General features: G+C 39.8%; 14 protein-coding genes. 4 read left to right on the top strand and 10 right to left on the bottom strand.

Annotated features, from left to right (window positions below):
- Window positions 1-15 precede the first annotated feature (15 nt).
- The 4 genes from IA57_RS09675 to IA57_RS09660 all read right to left on the bottom strand — a co-directional run bounded on the left by IA57_RS09675 (window position 16) and on the right by IA57_RS09660 (window position 3,878).
- Window positions 16-1,173 (bottom strand): porin, encoded by a 1,158-nt coding sequence (locus IA57_RS09675; protein ID WP_036122590.1) that lies wholly within the window; start codon window positions 1,171-1,173, stop codon window positions 16-18.
- 150 nt (window positions 1,174-1,323) lie between these two features.
- On the bottom strand, window positions 1,324-2,187 hold the full coding sequence (locus IA57_RS09670; protein ID WP_036122587.1) for a hydroxymethylglutaryl-CoA lyase: 864 nt from the start codon (window positions 2,185-2,187) through the stop codon (window positions 1,324-1,326).
- 52 nt (window positions 2,188-2,239) lie between these two features.
- Window positions 2,240-2,857 carry a LysE family translocator gene (locus tag IA57_RS09665; RefSeq protein WP_036122585.1) on the bottom strand — a complete coding sequence of 206 codons (618 nt, stop codon included), beginning with the start codon at window positions 2,855-2,857 and terminating at the stop codon, window positions 2,240-2,242.
- Window position 2,858: 1 nt separating this feature from the next.
- Window positions 2,859-3,878 carry a quinone-dependent dihydroorotate dehydrogenase gene (locus IA57_RS09660; RefSeq protein WP_036122582.1) on the bottom strand — a complete coding sequence of 340 codons (1,020 nt, stop codon included), beginning with the start codon at window positions 3,876-3,878 and terminating at the stop codon, window positions 2,859-2,861.
- Window positions 3,879-3,951: 73 nt separating this feature from the next.
- Between IA57_RS09660 and pepT the strand changes: the two genes are divergently transcribed.
- Window positions 3,952-5,193 (top strand): peptidase T, encoded by a 1,242-nt coding sequence (gene pepT, locus IA57_RS09655; protein ID WP_036122579.1) that lies wholly within the window; start codon window positions 3,952-3,954, stop codon window positions 5,191-5,193.
- Between the two features lie 34 nt (window positions 5,194-5,227).
- Here the strand turns inward: pepT and IA57_RS09650 are convergent, their stop codons facing one another.
- Both IA57_RS09650 and IA57_RS09645 read right to left on the bottom strand, forming a co-directional pair.
- On the bottom strand, window positions 5,228-6,364 hold the full coding sequence (locus IA57_RS09650) for a PepSY-associated TM helix domain-containing protein (RefSeq protein WP_036122576.1): 1,137 nt from the start codon (window positions 6,362-6,364) through the stop codon (window positions 5,228-5,230).
- A 6-nt stretch (window positions 6,365-6,370) separates the two neighbouring features.
- On the bottom strand, window positions 6,371-8,773 hold the full coding sequence (locus IA57_RS09645) for a TonB-dependent siderophore receptor (protein ID WP_036122572.1): 2,403 nt from the start codon (window positions 8,771-8,773) through the stop codon (window positions 6,371-6,373).
- A 179-nt stretch (window positions 8,774-8,952) separates the two neighbouring features.
- Here IA57_RS09645 and IA57_RS09640 point away from each other — a divergent pair, with 179 nt between their 5' ends.
- Complete coding sequence (locus IA57_RS09640; RefSeq protein WP_036122570.1) at window positions 8,953-9,549, top strand: YdeI/OmpD-associated family protein; 597 nt, start codon at window positions 8,953-8,955, stop codon at window positions 9,547-9,549.
- Window positions 9,550-9,600: 51 nt separating this feature from the next.
- Here the strand turns inward: IA57_RS09640 and yajC are convergent, their stop codons facing one another.
- From yajC to IA57_RS09620, 4 genes are all read right to left on the bottom strand, one after another.
- Window positions 9,601-9,894, bottom strand: coding sequence for a preprotein translocase subunit YajC (gene yajC / locus IA57_RS09635; RefSeq protein ID WP_036122568.1), 294 nt, complete (start codon window positions 9,892-9,894; stop codon window positions 9,601-9,603).
- 1 nt (window position 9,895) lies between these two features.
- Window positions 9,896-10,390 carry a DUF1573 domain-containing protein gene (locus IA57_RS09630; RefSeq protein WP_036122566.1) on the bottom strand — a complete coding sequence of 165 codons (495 nt, stop codon included), beginning with the start codon at window positions 10,388-10,390 and terminating at the stop codon, window positions 9,896-9,898.
- Between the two features lie 62 nt (window positions 10,391-10,452).
- On the bottom strand, window positions 10,453-11,397 hold the full coding sequence (gene nusB / locus IA57_RS09625) for a transcription antitermination factor NusB (RefSeq protein WP_084176746.1): 945 nt from the start codon (window positions 11,395-11,397) through the stop codon (window positions 10,453-10,455).
- A gap of 80 nt (window positions 11,398-11,477) precedes the next feature.
- The gene (locus tag IA57_RS09620; protein ID WP_036122561.1) at window positions 11,478-12,581 is read right to left on the bottom strand and encodes a Leu/Phe/Val dehydrogenase; all 1,104 of its coding nucleotides are present in this window, start codon (window positions 12,579-12,581) and stop codon (window positions 11,478-11,480) included.
- 142 nt (window positions 12,582-12,723) lie between these two features.
- Between IA57_RS09620 and IA57_RS09615 the strand changes: the two genes are divergently transcribed.
- Both IA57_RS09615 and IA57_RS09610 read left to right on the top strand, forming a co-directional pair.
- Entirely contained in the window at window positions 12,724-14,472 is a 1,749-nt protein-coding gene (locus IA57_RS09615; RefSeq protein ID WP_036122558.1) for an ABC transporter ATP-binding protein, read from the top strand.
- Between the two features lie 125 nt (window positions 14,473-14,597).
- Complete coding sequence (locus IA57_RS09610) at window positions 14,598-14,981, top strand: PUR family DNA/RNA-binding protein (protein WP_117595847.1); 384 nt, start codon at window positions 14,598-14,600, stop codon at window positions 14,979-14,981.
- Window positions 14,982-15,020: the final 39 nt, after the last annotated feature.

The following is a 15,020-nucleotide window of genomic DNA, read 5'->3' as shown; positions in this document are numbered from 1 at the left end:
ATATAACTTGTGGGGTTAGAACCATACACCCAATCCGATGTTTAACTGATTTGGCAAATCGACATCCGTGGCATTATCTTTTATTTGATAATCGGCCTTAACGACTGCTCCTGGTGCTATTTTATAGCTTAACCCTAAGGTCCATTCGTTTCTATGGTAAGCGTCGTTTCTTAGCAAACCGCCAGCTACAGAAGCGTGGGTATCGTAATCTTCATAACGGGCAAAGGCAAACAACTGTTGTGTTTTGTCTAGGGGCAATAAATTGTATGCTGCTTCTAAATACCAACCTTGTAGGGCGCTCCCTAAATCGGCTCCATAAAGTGTGTTATAGGCCTCGGTATCGGTTAAACTGGCATAAATAAATTGTCCGCGGGCTGTAAAGCGTTTGTAAGCATAGCGTGCATCGGCACCTACCATCGATAGGCCTACGCTAGATCCGTCTAGTTGCTCGACATCGTCTTCTGCTTGTGTGCGTCCAAAATACCCCGATAAGCCTAATCTAAGGCCTGGCAAACCGTAATAATCCAGTTTGGCAGCGAAATTAGGAGAGTCTACAGTAGACTTAATTCCTTTTTGGCGGCCATTTCTTAACCCATTGCTTCCACCAAGGTACTTCCCGTTGTTTACAGAGGCAAACCCATTAAACAAGTAGGCTTGGTAGCGCAACGAAGCATCGTTAATTCTTCCGGCCACACCAACACCTATTTCACGCCAGGTGGTAGGCACAATGCTCCCGTCTATTGAAGGGCGCTCTACACCATTAAATGTGGTAGGCTCGTGGTACTCGTTTACAATTCCCATTGGCACCAACATAAGTCCCCCTCTTAAATTAATGTTATCGCTTAAGCTATACTGTAAAAATGCTTGCTCTACATAAACTTCTTCTACGTGTTCTAGCTCAACTTCTGTTACAAACTGTACTTTATCGTTAAACTTATAACCAAATAATAAAACCAAACGCTGTACATCCAACTCGCCATTATCGCCTTCTGGCTGGTTGTATGTAATCTCGCCATACCCCCCAACGGTTACACCAGAGTTTATGTTACCCGAAAGGATACGCTGCGCAGCATTTTGCTGACTTTGAGGATTGGTATTAAGTGAATCTGGAACGGTTTGGGCTACTGTCATTGCTGTAATAAAAAAACAGGCGCCTAGTAAAAATCTTTTCATCTTTCGATTAGCTTTATTTAGATTTAATTTAAATTAATTATATTTTCTGCGGCAAAAATACTGCTGCATAACAAACATCCAAAATTTATTTAGATTAATTTTAAATAAATTTAACAACTTGCTGAATGACAAGATTTTAATTTTAACCGATTAATGGTACACCGTGAAGATTTTTGTGGCTTCGTTATAGGCGCTTTCAAAACTCATCGCATTTAAGCGGTTTACTTTTTTAGACGTCATATAAGAAAGTAGCTTTTCGGTTGGCATATTACCCGTTAGCTCATCTTTGGCCATTGGGCAGCCGCCAAACCCTTGAATGGCACCATCAAACCTTCTGCAGCCTGCCAGATATGCCGCATCTATCTTTTCGTGCCAGGTACTTGGCGTGGTGTGTAAATGCGCCCCAAACTCAACATTGGGGTATTTAGGAATAAGATTTGAGAACAAGTAATCGATACTTTCTGGGGTTGATGTGCCTACCGTATCGCTAAGCGATAAAATCTGTACGCCCATGCTGGCCAATTTCTCTGCCCACTCGCCTACTATGTCAACATTCCAAGGGTCGCCATAAGGGTTGCCAAAGCCCATAGAAATATATACCACCACTTCTTTATCGTGGGTATGAGCAAGCTCTAAAATGCCCTTCAAAATGTCTACCGATTGCGCTATGGTTTTATGGGTATTACGCATTTGAAAGTTTTCTGAAATGGAAAACGGATATCCCAAATATTTAATGGGACTGTGCGTAACCGCATCGGTGGCACCACGTAAATTTGCAATAATAGCCAAGAGTTTGCTTGTGGTCTGCGACAGGTCTAAGCGGGAAAGCACCTCGGCCGTATCAACCATTTGCGGAATGGCCTTTGGCGAAACAAAGCTCCCAAAATCAATAGTATCAAACCCCACACGTAATAGTGATTGGATGTATTGAACCTTCTTTTCGGTAGGAATAAATGCTTTAATGCCTTGCATGGCATCTCGGGGACATTCAATGATTTTTACGTGCTCGTTCATAGAAGTTCAAAGATAATAAAGATTGTATTGTACGAAAATGTTTTCTGTAACTCTATATTAAAATTAAAACCGCAATCAATACAAACACCACAATTTGAAGCCATTTTAAATACATCCCTATGCTGGCATGGTGCTTTATATAGTCTGAAATGAGTCCTGAAAGCATGGCTATAGCCGAAAAAATAAGCGCAGAAACCAACATAAACAAGCCGCCAAGCACATAAAACTGTAATACAGGGCTTAAAGTAGCATCAAACAAAAAACCGGGAAATAGCGCTAAAAAGAACAAAGAGACCTTGGGGTTAAGCACATTCATAACAAACCCCTGTTTAAAAAGCTGAAGCAAACTTTTTTTGGGCACACCTTTGTTGTCTAAATGCAACTCGGCATGGCTTTTAAACACCTTAAAAGCTAGATAAAGCAAATATGCCGCTCCAAATAATTTAATAACCAAAAAAAGGCTTTCGTTTTCCTTAATAATTGCCGAAACGCCAAAAGCCACAAGGGTGGTGTGCACCAAACAGCCAGAAATTAACCCCGCTACCGTTGCCAACCCCGAGAACTTGCCGTGGGTTATGCTTTGCAACAGCACATAAATATTATCTGGGCCCGGCGATATGGCCAAAGCCGAAGTGGCCAATACAAACGATATGAGAATATCGTAATTCAACCTACAGGCGGTTTAATATGGCTTTGTTAATGCTTTTTATCAGTTTGGGGCCTTCATAAATAAAACCAGTGTACAACTGTACCAAATCGGCACCAGCATCTAATTTTTCTAAGGCATCGGCAGCCGAGTGAATACCGCCTACACCAATAATAGGAAATGCCTTGTTGCTTTGTTCTGCTAAAAACCGAATAACTTCTGTAGATCTATTGGTTAGTGGCTTACCACTTAAACCTCCGGCTTCGGTTTTGTTTTCAGACTGCAAACCATCCCTAGAGATTGTTGTGTTGGTGGCTATTACCCCATCAATCTTGGTTGTATGAACAATATCAATAATATCCATTAATTGGTCATTTGTTAAATCTGGTGCTATTTTAAGCAGTATGGGCTTTTGCTCAGGCTTCTTGGCATTCAGATCTTTTAAAGTCTGTAACAATTCGGTTAAGGGCTCTTTGTCCTGCAAAGCTCTTAAATTAGGGGTATTTGGTGAACTTACATTCACCACAAAATAATCAACATAGTCAAATAAGGCATTAAAGCAGTACACATAATCGTTGGTAGCCGCTTCGTTAGGGGTCACTTTATTCTTCCCTATATTACCGCCTATTAAAACGTTTTTGTTTTGTTTTAAGCGCGCTACGGCCTCATCTACCCCACCATTATTAAAGCCCATGCGGTTAATTATAGCATTGTCTGCTTTTAACCTAAACAAACGTTTCTTGGGATTTCCAGGCTGTCCCTTTGGGGTTAAAGTACCTATTTCTATAAAACCAAATCCTAAATTTCCCAACTCACTATACAGCTTAGCATCTTTATCAAAACCAGCGGCCAATCCTACCGGATTTTTAAATGTAAGCCCAAACAATTGCTTTTCTAAGCGCTGGTCTTCTACCCAATACAACTTTTTAAAAAGGGCAGGCACAAAAGGCAATTTGTTTAAAAAACGGATAAGCGAAAAGGTAAAGTGGTGAATTTTCTCTGGATCGAACAAGAAAAAAATTGGGCGTATGAAAGCTTTGTACATTATATAAGAATTGTGGCACAAAAATAGTATTTTTGAAAACGATTTTTGTTATTAACTACCACAAAACTTCACAATGATAAACAAACAACAGATTATTGATCGCTTTATAAGCTATGTAACGATTGACACGGAGTCCGACCCAAAATCGAATACCACACCAAGTACCGAAAAGCAATGGGATTTGGCCAATAAACTGGTAGACGAACTTAAAGCCATTGGCTTAACCGAGGTAACCATAGACGAAAATGCTTACATTATGGCCACCTTGCCTAGCAATGTTGAGCACCACGTACCAACCATTGGTTTTATTTCCCACTTCGATACCTCGCCAGATTTTACTGGGGCAAATGTTAACCCTAAAGTCATTCCTAATTACGACGGCAATGACATTCTATTAAATAAAGAAGCAGGCATTGTACTCTCTCCAGACTATTTCGACGACCTAAAGCTGTATATTGGACAAACATTAATTACTACCGATGGCACAACACTTTTAGGAGCCGATGACAAAGCAGGGATTTGCGAAATTGTTTCGGCCATGGAATATTTAATTCAGCACCCCGAAATAAAACACGGCGAAATAAAGGTAGGCTTTACCCCAGATGAAGAAATTGGGCGCGGAGCACACAAATTTGATGTCGAAAAATTTGGTGCCGATTGGGCCTACACCATGGATGGCAGCCAAGTAGGCGAATTAGAATACGAAAATTTTAACGCGGCTGGAGCTGTTGTAAAAATTAAAGGAAAAATTGTACACCCTGGCTATGCCAAGGGCAAAATGATAAACTCCATGTACATTGCCACAGAGTTTATTAACTCGCTGCCTAGGTTAGAAACACCAGAACACACCGAAGGCTACCAAGGGTTTTTCCACTTACACAACATAAAAGGCGATGTTGAAGAAACTGTTTTGGAATACATTATTCGTGACCACGACAAAGATCATTTCGAGGCGCGCAAGGACGTTATGGAAAAATTGGCCAACGAGCTAAACTCCCAATACGAAAACGAAGCAGTTCATATCGAGATTACAGACCAATACTACAACATGAAAGAAAAGGTCGAGCCCGTAAAACACATAGTCGATATTGCTGAAGATGCCATGAAACAACTGAGCATAGAGCCTATTATTAAGCCTATTCGCGGTGGCACCGATGGGTCGCAACTAAGCTATATGGGCTTGCCGTGCCCCAACATTTTTGCCGGTGGCCACAACTTTCATGGGCGTTACGAATATGTGCCTGTAGAAAGCATTATTAAAGCGACCGAGGTTATTTGCAAAATCGCCGAATTAACCGCAGCAAAACACCAATAAAACACCGTTTTTAAAATTCCTATAAAAGCAGCCACTAAACCGTGGCTGCTTTTTTCTTTTTACGTTTCTTTTTAAGTTTATTCAGCCAAATAAGCGTTCCCGTTATGGGCAAGCTCGTCGCTATTAAACACCCCAGAAAATAAATCACCTTAGAAAAACTGCCAAAAATCTCGCCGGTATGTATGGGTTTAATCAAGGCCGCTATTTGAGCATTCCATGGTTTTTCAGAAAAAATCTCCTTAAACAACACCTCGCCTTGTTTAGACACCACCAAACGGTTACTCACCACTGGCGAAAACCCTTTGGCGTTTTGCTTTCTTATGGTGAAAAAATCGGCCTTTTCTGAAGGCAGACTTAAGGTAACATCGCCCTTATAGTCAAACGACTGGTTAACAACCGTAAGAATGTTTTTTAAGGGCAGCTCTGGCGCTTCACTTGCATTCAGGCTAAATTGAGGCTGGCTCCTATCAAAAACTTTGGCACCCAAAACCTGGCTAGCACCCGCTCTGTACCAATCGAACGACCAGTTTAATCCTGTTAAAGCCATGATGATTAAAAAAATACACGCATAAAATCCCAAGGTATTGTGCAAATCGTAATTAATGCGCTTCCAACTGGCCGACCATTTAATCTTAAACCTGGGCTTAAATTGCTTCCAACTTAGTTTTTTAGGAAACCACAACACCAGCCCCGTTACCGATAGGATAAGAAAGATAATAGTTGCTACGCCCACAATAGGACGCCCTATTGAAATGTCCATAAGCATCCAACGGTGCATTTTAAACATGCTCATAAAAAAAGCGTCTAAAGGCCCCTTCTCCGGTTGTAAGGCAGCTCCCGTAAATGGGTTTACATAAACAACTGTGCCGCGCCTATCGCTAGGCGATGTTTTAACCCTAAACACATACGGCTGGTTGATTTCTGCCGGTATGGTTACCCTTAAAACCTGTCCCTTAGGTATTAGGTTAGCGATTAATGTTTCCATTGGCAACGCCCCGCCTTCGTTTGGCGTTACCTCTAGGGTTTCTGCCAAAGCCGATTTTATCTCTTTTTCAAAAGTTAAAATGGTACCGCTTAAACAAACTAAGAACAAAACAACACCACTTGCGATACCAAGCCACAAGTGGATGTCGTTAATAAACGTTTTTAATGTATAACTTTTTTTGGCCATCCCTTCTTAAAACGAATAGGTTAATACTGCGGCAAAACTTCTCGGGTCTGTTTGGTTAATAAACCGCGTTCTATAGGCGTTGTAACCTATTTCATTAAACACATTGTTTAACAAAAGCTTGGCTTTCCAATGCCCGTTAAATTGGTATGCGGCTTGGACATTAACTAAGGTATAAGCAGCTACCTGAAAAGGCTTTTGGTTGGGTACAATGCCTTGATGGGTAACAGCACCAGAACTCCAATCGTTTATAGGGCGTTCTCCCGTATAATAGGCTCCTGCTCCCAACGACAGCCCCTCTAAAGCACCTTTAAATTGGTAATTGGCATACGCATTTGCAGTATGTTTTGGCGTATTTAAAGGAGATGATCCATAAACATAAGCCGTATGAGCCTTGTACTGTGCATCTATATAACTATAGCCCGTAATCACTTCTAAGTTATCTAAAATACGGCCTGTTAATTCTACTTCAACCCCTTGACGTTGGTCATTCCCTCCTTTTTCATAATACAGAATGGTAGACCAGGTATCATCGTAAACAGGTAGATTTATGTCTTTGTTGTTTATTTTAAATAGCGTGACATTAAATCGCAACCTATCGTCTAGCCAAGTGGTTTTAACCCCAGCCTCCAATTGATCGTAACGCTCATTTCCTAAAGGTTCGCCATTGGCGCCTAATCTGGCTGCGGTTCGTGGGTAAGCACTATTGGTATACGACGCAAAGATGTTGATTTGTGAGATTGGTGTAAAGACAAGTCCCCCTAACGGATTAAAAGCGTCGCTTTTTGTGTTCTCGACCTCTCCTATAGTTTCGGTAGTGCTGTATCGTAGGCCAACAAAGGTTTTAAACCAATTGGTCCAGGACACCACATCTTGCGCTACCACTCCTAAAGCTCTTGTTTTACCGCCTCCCAAACGCGTATTTCCTAGAGCTAAATTAGGCAATGTATGTGTGTTATCAGCAAATACGTCTATAGTATCTGAAAACGGTACAAAATCGCCATTGGTATCATAAGTTCCTCCTGTATGGCTGCTTGTTTGGTAGCTTGACGCTCGGTAATCGAACCCCATTTGAAGGGTGTGCTTTATTTTTCCAGTATACACCTCGTTTCCTATAAGGTCTACCTGCAAAACACTATTGTCGTCTGATCTGGACGATACCGCATAGCTCCGTGTCCTCATGTTATAATTTGTTACGCCATTTACGTCCACCGCATTTCCTAGGCCTGCTCCTTTATCTTCTAACTGCAAATGCGATTTGTAAAACGCAGCTTTCATGTTCCATGTTTTGTTTAACTGTCTGTTAAACCGTATGGCATAAGTGCTGTTTTGTGTTATCGAGCGATCGTTCTTAAACCCTAAAAATTGTTCGTGAGGCAAATTATAAATGGCATTCACATCATTTTCTGCTAAGTTTACGGTACCTAAATCTGGGGTTCTACTGTCATCAAAATAATCCATTTCCAAGGTTAAGGTCGATTTATCGTCAATCTTCCATTCTAAAGATGGGTTAATGTAAAACCGTTCAGAAGAAATCTTGCTTCGGTAGCTATCGGCGCGCTCTAAGGCGCCATTAACCCGGAAAGCCACTTTTTTAGACTGCCCGATTGGGCCATAAACATCGAACGTAGGCCTTACGTGTCCAAAACTTCCAACCCGTAGGGATACTTCTCCACCAAAATCGTATTTAGGGGTTTTGGTAACAATATTAACCACCCCTCCCGGGCTTCCAAGATCGGTAGCGACCCCTTGGGTTACAGAAGCAGCGCCTTTAAGCACCTGAATGTTGTCTACTCCTTGCATATCGGTTAAGATGCCTACACCCCGAAAATCGGAGTGTACACGCACCCCATTTTTAAGAATGGGAATTCCTCTAAACCCTCTAGACGACATACTTTCGCGTTTGTTGCCATAGGTAGCAAACGTGTATACGCCAGGCACATTTTTGGTCGCTTCGGATATGGTTAGGTTTCCCTGATCTGCAATTAGCTTTTCGCCAATAATCGAGATGCTTTGTATTTGTTTATAAGGTTCAAGAGGCAAACGTGTTAACGCTTCAATTTTATCTGGATTTTTAAGACGTCTTCCAAAAACCTCAACGGTATTTAAGGCATTATTAAAGGTCATTGAAACATTAAATGTGTGTACGGTAGGCGTTTGTATAGAAATGCTTTGTTGTATGGGATTGAACCCCATTGATGTGACTGTGATGTTATGAGTACCTAAAGCAACTTCTCGTAACATAAAGCGCCCCTCCTCATCGGTGGTGGTGACATAAGCACCTTCTGAAAGACTTACAATAGCGTAAGGTATGGGCGTTCCATTATTTTCGGTTATGGTTCCTGTTACACTTGCTTGCGACAAACAAAGTTGAGCCATTAGGCAAGTAAACAGCAGTAAACATTTTTGCATTTTGAGTATTATTTTTATTTAGACTTGTTTTAAATAGATGCGCAAAACTATCATTCAGAAAAGACATAAAAAAATTTATTTAGAATTATTTTAAATAAGAAATTGTAAGGGATTGATTATAAGTCTCGTTAAAAAAACTTTTTTTTGTATTTTAATATTCAAAATCTGAAAATAGCCTTATGGGAAAAATTACTACGGTAGAAGGATACATTGAAAAACACGAAAAATTTGCTGAGGCCTTAACACAATTGCGGCAAATTATGCGCTCTACCGCTATGGAAGAAACTTTAAAATGGGGCGCGCCGGTTTACACTGTCGATGGCAAAAACACTGTTGGTTTAGGTGCCTTTAAAAACCATTTTGGCATTTGGTTTTTTAACGGCGTGTTTTTAAAAGATGAAAAAAACGTTTTGGAGCAGGCACAGGAAAAAACCAAAGCCTTACGCCAAATGCGCTTTACTAAACTTGCAGATATTGATGCCAACTTGGTTCTGGCCTATGTTAAAGAAGCCATCGAAAATCAAAAACTAGGCAAACAGCTTAAACCAGAAAAAAAGGGCCGCACTGTAGAGGTTCCGGAACTTCTTAAAGCTGCTTTAAAACAGGAAAAAAACCTATTGCAAAGCTTTAACGCCTTAACACCGGGAAAACAAAGGGAGTACTGCGACTATATTACAAGCGCCAAAAGAGAGGCGACCAAACACTCTAGACTGGATAAAATTAAACCGCTTATTTTACAAGGTTGTGGTTTGTACGACAAATACAAAAATTGTTAAACAAAAAAAGCGCCTCCACTTGGAGGCGCTTTAATTTTATATAAACGTGGGTTACTTTGTTTTTGCAGGGGCATTTAAGCTCTTGCTTAACTCCATAGAAATTGCCGAGCGTTCAAATTTAATTTTTCCTGCTAGGGTTTCTATCACACAAGAACTGTCTTTGTCGTTTAACTCAACAATCTTCCCGTGTAAGCCACTTTTAGTAATTATTTTATCGCCTTTTTTAAGTTCGGCGGCAAACTTTTTTTCTTGTTTTTGCTTTCTCATTTGCGGTGCGATCATAAAGAAATAGATCACAGCAAACATTAAGATGAAAGGCAAAAAACTTGCAATCCCTTCTCCCATATTATTTTACTTGTGGTACCATTGCTTTAGCTGGTTGAACGGCGGCATTAGGGTCTGCTTTTACAAAAGCTGTAATTTTTACTTGCTCATTACCAGTTTTAGTATTGGCAGTAACTGTAACCGTTTTGGTTACTTTGTTTTTTCCAGAGCCGTTAAACTTTACAGTAAACTCGCCAGTATCGCCTGGTTGCAATGGTGCTTTGTCCCAATCTTTAGGAACGGTACAACCACAGGTACTTTTAATATCGGTAATTACTAATGGTGCTTCACCTGTGTTAGTATATTTAAAAACAGTTTCTACTTGTGTTTTGCTCTCAATTTCACCAAAATCATGCTCGGTTTTTTCGAAAGTCATTACAGGAAACTTAGAAGCGTTGGCATCTCTTTCTGCTGCTTCTGCTACATTGTTCTCATCAATTTTCTTCGAAGCATCTTCTTTACAAGACGTGAAAGCAACCATACAAAGGGCTGCTAAACCTAATACTACTTTTTTCATTGGGCTAATTTTTTAATTTAATGTTTATTTTTAAAGTCAGTAAATGTACTAATTTATTCTGTTTACATCAACCCCCGCCCTGTTTTATTTAAGGTATCGCTTTCTTGAAGCTCTTTTACAAGCTTATCTAAAATTCCATTAATAAAGATACTACTTTTGGGAGTAGAGTATTCTTTGGCGATTTCCAGATACTCGTTAATAGTTACTTTTACTGGTATTGACGGGAATTTGTTAATTTCGCATATGGCCATTATAAGCAACACATAATCTATGTCGGCAATACGGTCGGAATCCCAATTTTTGGTACGGTCTTCAACAATTTTTTTAAATGCTGTTTGGTTTAGTATAGTTTTTCTAAACAGAGACACGGCAAAATCCTTATCGTCATCGTCTTTATACAATTCTGGTGTAAAGAAACGCGAAGGGGCATTGGGTTTAACTTTACGTAACAGCTTTAAAATGGCTGTGTTAACTAGGGGTAAGTCGTCTACCCAGGTCATGTGGGTATCTTCTAAATAATCGTAAAGTTTTTCGTTTGGCGCAATAATATCGCGGTAAAGGTCGATTAAAAAGAGTTTATCTTCTTTAAAGTCGGACACTCTGGTTTTCATGTAATCGGCATAAAGTGGGCTGGCCAACAGCTCTTTAAACACAATATCGACATACTCATCGTCAAAATGCCAGTGGGTTATTTTATAATCTTCCAGAGCTTCTTGCAATGGTTCGCTAGCCATTAGCAGTTGTAAAACTTCGTTGTTAACCAGTTTTCTGTTGGGGTTTTTATCGGCCTCGGTAGCCAAGTGCTTTTGCATGCTCTTGTTGAGGTGATCCTGGGCTTTTTTTTGAACCTCTATAAGCAAAGACAGCATTAAAAGGTATAGGTTGTATGTTTTGTCTAAACTCTGCAACAAAAACTTCTGTTCTTTATCGAAAGCACCGCTCTCGCCGCCTTTAAAGGCATAAACAGTTTGCATGACTTTTATTCGAATGTGTCTTCTATTAAGCATTTAAAAGAACTTTATTACAATTAAATAAGGCAAAACCCTTTAAAGAGTTTTGCCCTACAAAAATAGTATTTTTAATACAATTAGCTTTTATTTTCTTGCTTTCTGGCCTCTATGCGTTTTTTTGCCAGCTCTAAAGCGGCTTGGTTAGAGGTTATGCCGTTAGCATCGGCATGGTTTAATATCTCCAAGGTGGTGTTGTAAATATTTTCCGTTTTACGCATAATCTCGGCTTTGTTATACCCTTCCAATTCGGCGTAAACATTAATAATTCCTCCTGCATTGATTAAAAAATCTGGAGCGTACACGATGCCTTTGTCCTGCAACATTTTACCATGTCTGTCCTCTATGGCCAATTGGTTGTTGGCAGCACCGGCAATTACTTTAGCTTGTAATTTGCTTAACGTATCGTCGTTTATAGTGGCTCCTAAAGCACAAGGTGCATAAATGTCCATGCTTTCGGTGTAAAGGTCGTTGCCGCCGTAAATGGTAACTCCGTATTTGTCGCGCACATACGCCAAACGCTCTTGATTTATATCGGCTATGGTTACTATGGCACCGTCTTCAACTAAATTCTCTACCAACGCTTCGCCAACGTGCCCAATTCCTTGAACAAAAACACGTTTACCTTCTAATAAATCGGTACCGAATTTATGTTTTGCAGCAGCTTTCATGCCCATAAAAACGCCATAGGCTGTTACAGGCGATGGGTTGCCCGACCCGCCTTTATCTTCTGAAATTCCAGTAACATAAGGAGTCACTTCACGAACCAAATCCATGTCGCTAGTTTCCATTCCAACATCTTCGGCCGTAATGTAGCGCCCGCTTAACGAGTGCACATACTCCCCAAATTTTTTCATTAACTCAGGTGTTTTTTGTGTTTTGGCATCGCCAATAATCACGGCTTTTCCGCCTCCTAAGTTCAACCCTGTAATCGCAGATTTGTAGGTCATCCCTCGTGATAAACGAAGCACGTCGTTTAAAGCTTCCCATTCGTTTTGGTAGGCCCACATTCTAGTCCCACCAAGGGCTGGGCCTAAAGTTGTGTCATGAATACCTATAATTGCTCGTAATCCCGTATCTTTGTCGCTACAAAAAACGACTTGTTCGTGATTGTCAAATGAAAGCTGACCAAAAACTGGGTCTGCCATAAGTTCTTTGCTGTTTTTTTTCACCTCTGTTAACATAATAATTTGTTATAATTAAGTGTTTTGAGAATTCTTCAAAAACACGGTGCAAAATTAACTTAATCTTATAAAATGTGCAACATACTATACCAATAAATAAAAAAACAATACAAAGAAAATGTAGCTCGTACTAATTAAACAAATGAAAGAACTCCAGCACCTTAATAAATACTTTTTAAAATATAAATATCGAATCATTCTTGGCATTGTTATTACTATCGTTGCCAGAATTTTTCTGCTTTTCACCCCTAGACTTGTTCGTGAGATTTTTACCGTGGTAGAACACTGGAATAACAATACCATAACAGATATTTCGGTTTTTAAGCAGGCCTTACTAGAAAACATCCTCTTAATTATTGGCGCCTCGATTGTGGCTGGTATTTTTACCTTCTTAATGCGACAAACCATTATTAACGTTTCGCGTTATATTGAATTCGACCTTAAAAACGAAGTATACCAAAAGTACCAACAACTGTCCTTAAACTTTTACAAGCAAAACCGCACCGGCGATTTAATGAACCGTATTACCGAAGATGTTAGCCGCGTACGCATGTATGCTGGCCCAGCCATTATGTACAGCATTAACACCATTACGCTTTTTATTATTGCCCTTATTTACATGTTTAACCAAGCGCCTAAGCTAACCTTGTACACGGTGTTGCCCCTCCCTATCCTATCGGTAGCTATATACAAACTAAGTAAGGAAATCCATAAACGAAGTACGGTTGTACAGGAATACCTGTCTAAGCTATCGTCTTCTACCCAAGAAACTTTTAGCGGCATTTCAATTGTGAAAGCCTATGGGATAGAACCTCAAACAGCGGCAGATTTTAATAGTCTTTCTGAAGAGAGCCGTCAAAAGCAACTCGATTTGGTTAAAGTAAGGTCGTTTTTCTTTCCTATGATGATCCTCCTCATTGGTATAAGTAATTTAATGGTTATTTACATAGGCGGTAAACAATACATCGATGGGGAAATTGAAAGCTTAGGCACCATTGCCGAGTTTATTATTTATGTTAACATGCTAACCTGGCCTGTAGCTACGGTGGGCTGGGTAACCTCTATTGTTCAACAGGCAGAAGCCTCCCAAAAACGCATTAATGCCTTTTTAAAACTCACCCCAGAAATTGCCAACAAAACCCAAGAGCGCCATGTTATAGAAGGAAACATTAGTTTTAAAAATGTGTCCTTTACCTACGACGATACTAACATTCAGGCCTTAAAGGGCGTTTCTTTCACTCTAGAAAAAGGCAAAACCCTTGCTATTATTGGTAAAACAGGCTCAGGAAAATCGACCATCCTTGATTTAATTGGCCGTTTGTACGACATTGAAGGTGGAGAATTATTAATTGACGGAAAACCCATAGACCACATAAACCTCACCGATTTAAGAAATGCCATTGGCTATGTGCCGCAAGATGCCTTCTTGTTTTCCGACACCATTAAAAACAACATTAAGTTTGGTAAGGAAGATGCCACCGATGAAGATGTTATCACGGCGGCCAAACAAGCCCAAGTTCATAAAAACATTGTTAAGTTTAACAAAGGGTACGATACGGTGCTGGGCGAAAGGGGCATTACCCTATCGGGAGGGCAAAAACAACGTGTTTCTATTGCCCGTGCCATTGTTAAAGACCCCGTAATATTACTGCTAGACGACTCGCTATCGGCCGTAGATACAGAAACCGAAGAGAAAATCCTCAAGCACTTAAACACCCTTTCAAAAAACAAAACAACCATAATTGTAAGCCACCGGGTTTCTTCGGCAAAAAATGCCGATCATATTATTGTCCTAGACAACGGAAACATCATACAAAGTGGCAACCACAGCTCGCTTGTAAAACAGAACGGATATTATAAAGACCTATATTTAAAACAGTTAAGCGAATAAGTTTAACAGGAAAATAGTCCCCTAAAAAGAAATGGCATTTTTGTTGGTCGATTTGTATTTTTTTTAGATTTTTGGACAACTTAATTTATTACGTTTTTAACAAAACAATACGAATTTAAATGATTATGATGGAGAAAGAAGAGATTTTTTCAAAAGTATTAAGAGCAGGGAGAAGAACCTATTTCTTTGATGTAAGATCTACAAAAGCAGGAGATTATTACCTAACCATTACAGAAAGTAAAAAATTTACAAACGACGACGGCTCCTTCCATTACAAAAAACACAAAATCTACTTATACAAAGAGGATTTTAGCGAATTTAATGATATCCTACAGGAAATGACCGATTATATCATTAACGAAAAAGGAGAAGAAGTTATTAGCGAAAGACACCAAAAAGATTTTAAAAAGGAACATTTTGATAGCGATAACGACACCTTCGACTCTGAAGAGGTGGTTGCAACAACATCGCCTGAAAAATTCACCGATATCGATTTTGACGATATTTAACCCACTAAAAAACTGCTTTCTCCAAGCAGTTTTTTTTTG

The sequence above is a fragment of the Mangrovimonas yunxiaonensis genome, from assembly GCF_000733475.1.
Classification (GTDB): domain Bacteria; phylum Bacteroidota; class Bacteroidia; order Flavobacteriales; family Flavobacteriaceae; genus Mangrovimonas; species Mangrovimonas yunxiaonensis.
The sequence above is the reverse complement of the archived record's forward strand: the minus strand, read 5'-3'. Positions and strand labels throughout refer to the sequence as shown.

Excerpts from the sequence above, each read along its gene's own strand:
- IA57_RS09675 (WP_036122590.1), bottom strand. The coding sequence starts at position 1,173 with ATGAAAAGATTTTTACTAGGCGCCTGTTTTTTTATTACAGCAATGACA.
- IA57_RS09670 (WP_036122587.1), bottom strand. The coding sequence starts at position 2,187 with ATGAACGAGCACGTAAAAATCATTGAATGTCCCCGAGATGCCATGCAA.
- IA57_RS09660 (WP_036122582.1), bottom strand. The coding sequence starts at position 3,878 with ATGTACAAAGCTTTCATACGCCCAATTTTTTTCTTGTTCGATCCAGAG.
- pepT (WP_036122579.1), top strand. The coding sequence starts at position 3,952 with ATGATAAACAAACAACAGATTATTGATCGCTTTATAAGCTATGTAACG.
- IA57_RS09650 (WP_036122576.1), bottom strand. The coding sequence starts at position 6,364 with ATGGCCAAAAAAAGTTATACATTAAAAACGTTTATTAACGACATCCAC.
- IA57_RS09645 (WP_036122572.1), bottom strand. The coding sequence starts at position 8,773 with ATGCAAAAATGTTTACTGCTGTTTACTTGCCTAATGGCTCAACTTTGT.
- IA57_RS09640 (WP_036122570.1), top strand. The coding sequence starts at position 8,953 with ATGGGAAAAATTACTACGGTAGAAGGATACATTGAAAAACACGAAAAA.
- yajC (WP_036122568.1), bottom strand. The coding sequence starts at position 9,894 with ATGGGAGAAGGGATTGCAAGTTTTTTGCCTTTCATCTTAATGTTTGCT.
- IA57_RS09630 (WP_036122566.1), bottom strand. The coding sequence starts at position 10,390 with ATGAAAAAAGTAGTATTAGGTTTAGCAGCCCTTTGTATGGTTGCTTTC.
- nusB (WP_084176746.1), bottom strand. The coding sequence starts at position 11,397 with ATGCTTAATAGAAGACACATTCGAATAAAAGTCATGCAAACTGTTTAT.
- IA57_RS09620 (WP_036122561.1), bottom strand. The coding sequence starts at position 12,581 with ATGTTAACAGAGGTGAAAAAAAACAGCAAAGAACTTATGGCAGACCCA.
- IA57_RS09615 (WP_036122558.1), top strand. The coding sequence starts at position 12,724 with ATGAAAGAACTCCAGCACCTTAATAAATACTTTTTAAAATATAAATAT.
- IA57_RS09610 (WP_117595847.1), top strand. The coding sequence starts at position 14,598 with ATGATGGAGAAAGAAGAGATTTTTTCAAAAGTATTAAGAGCAGGGAGA.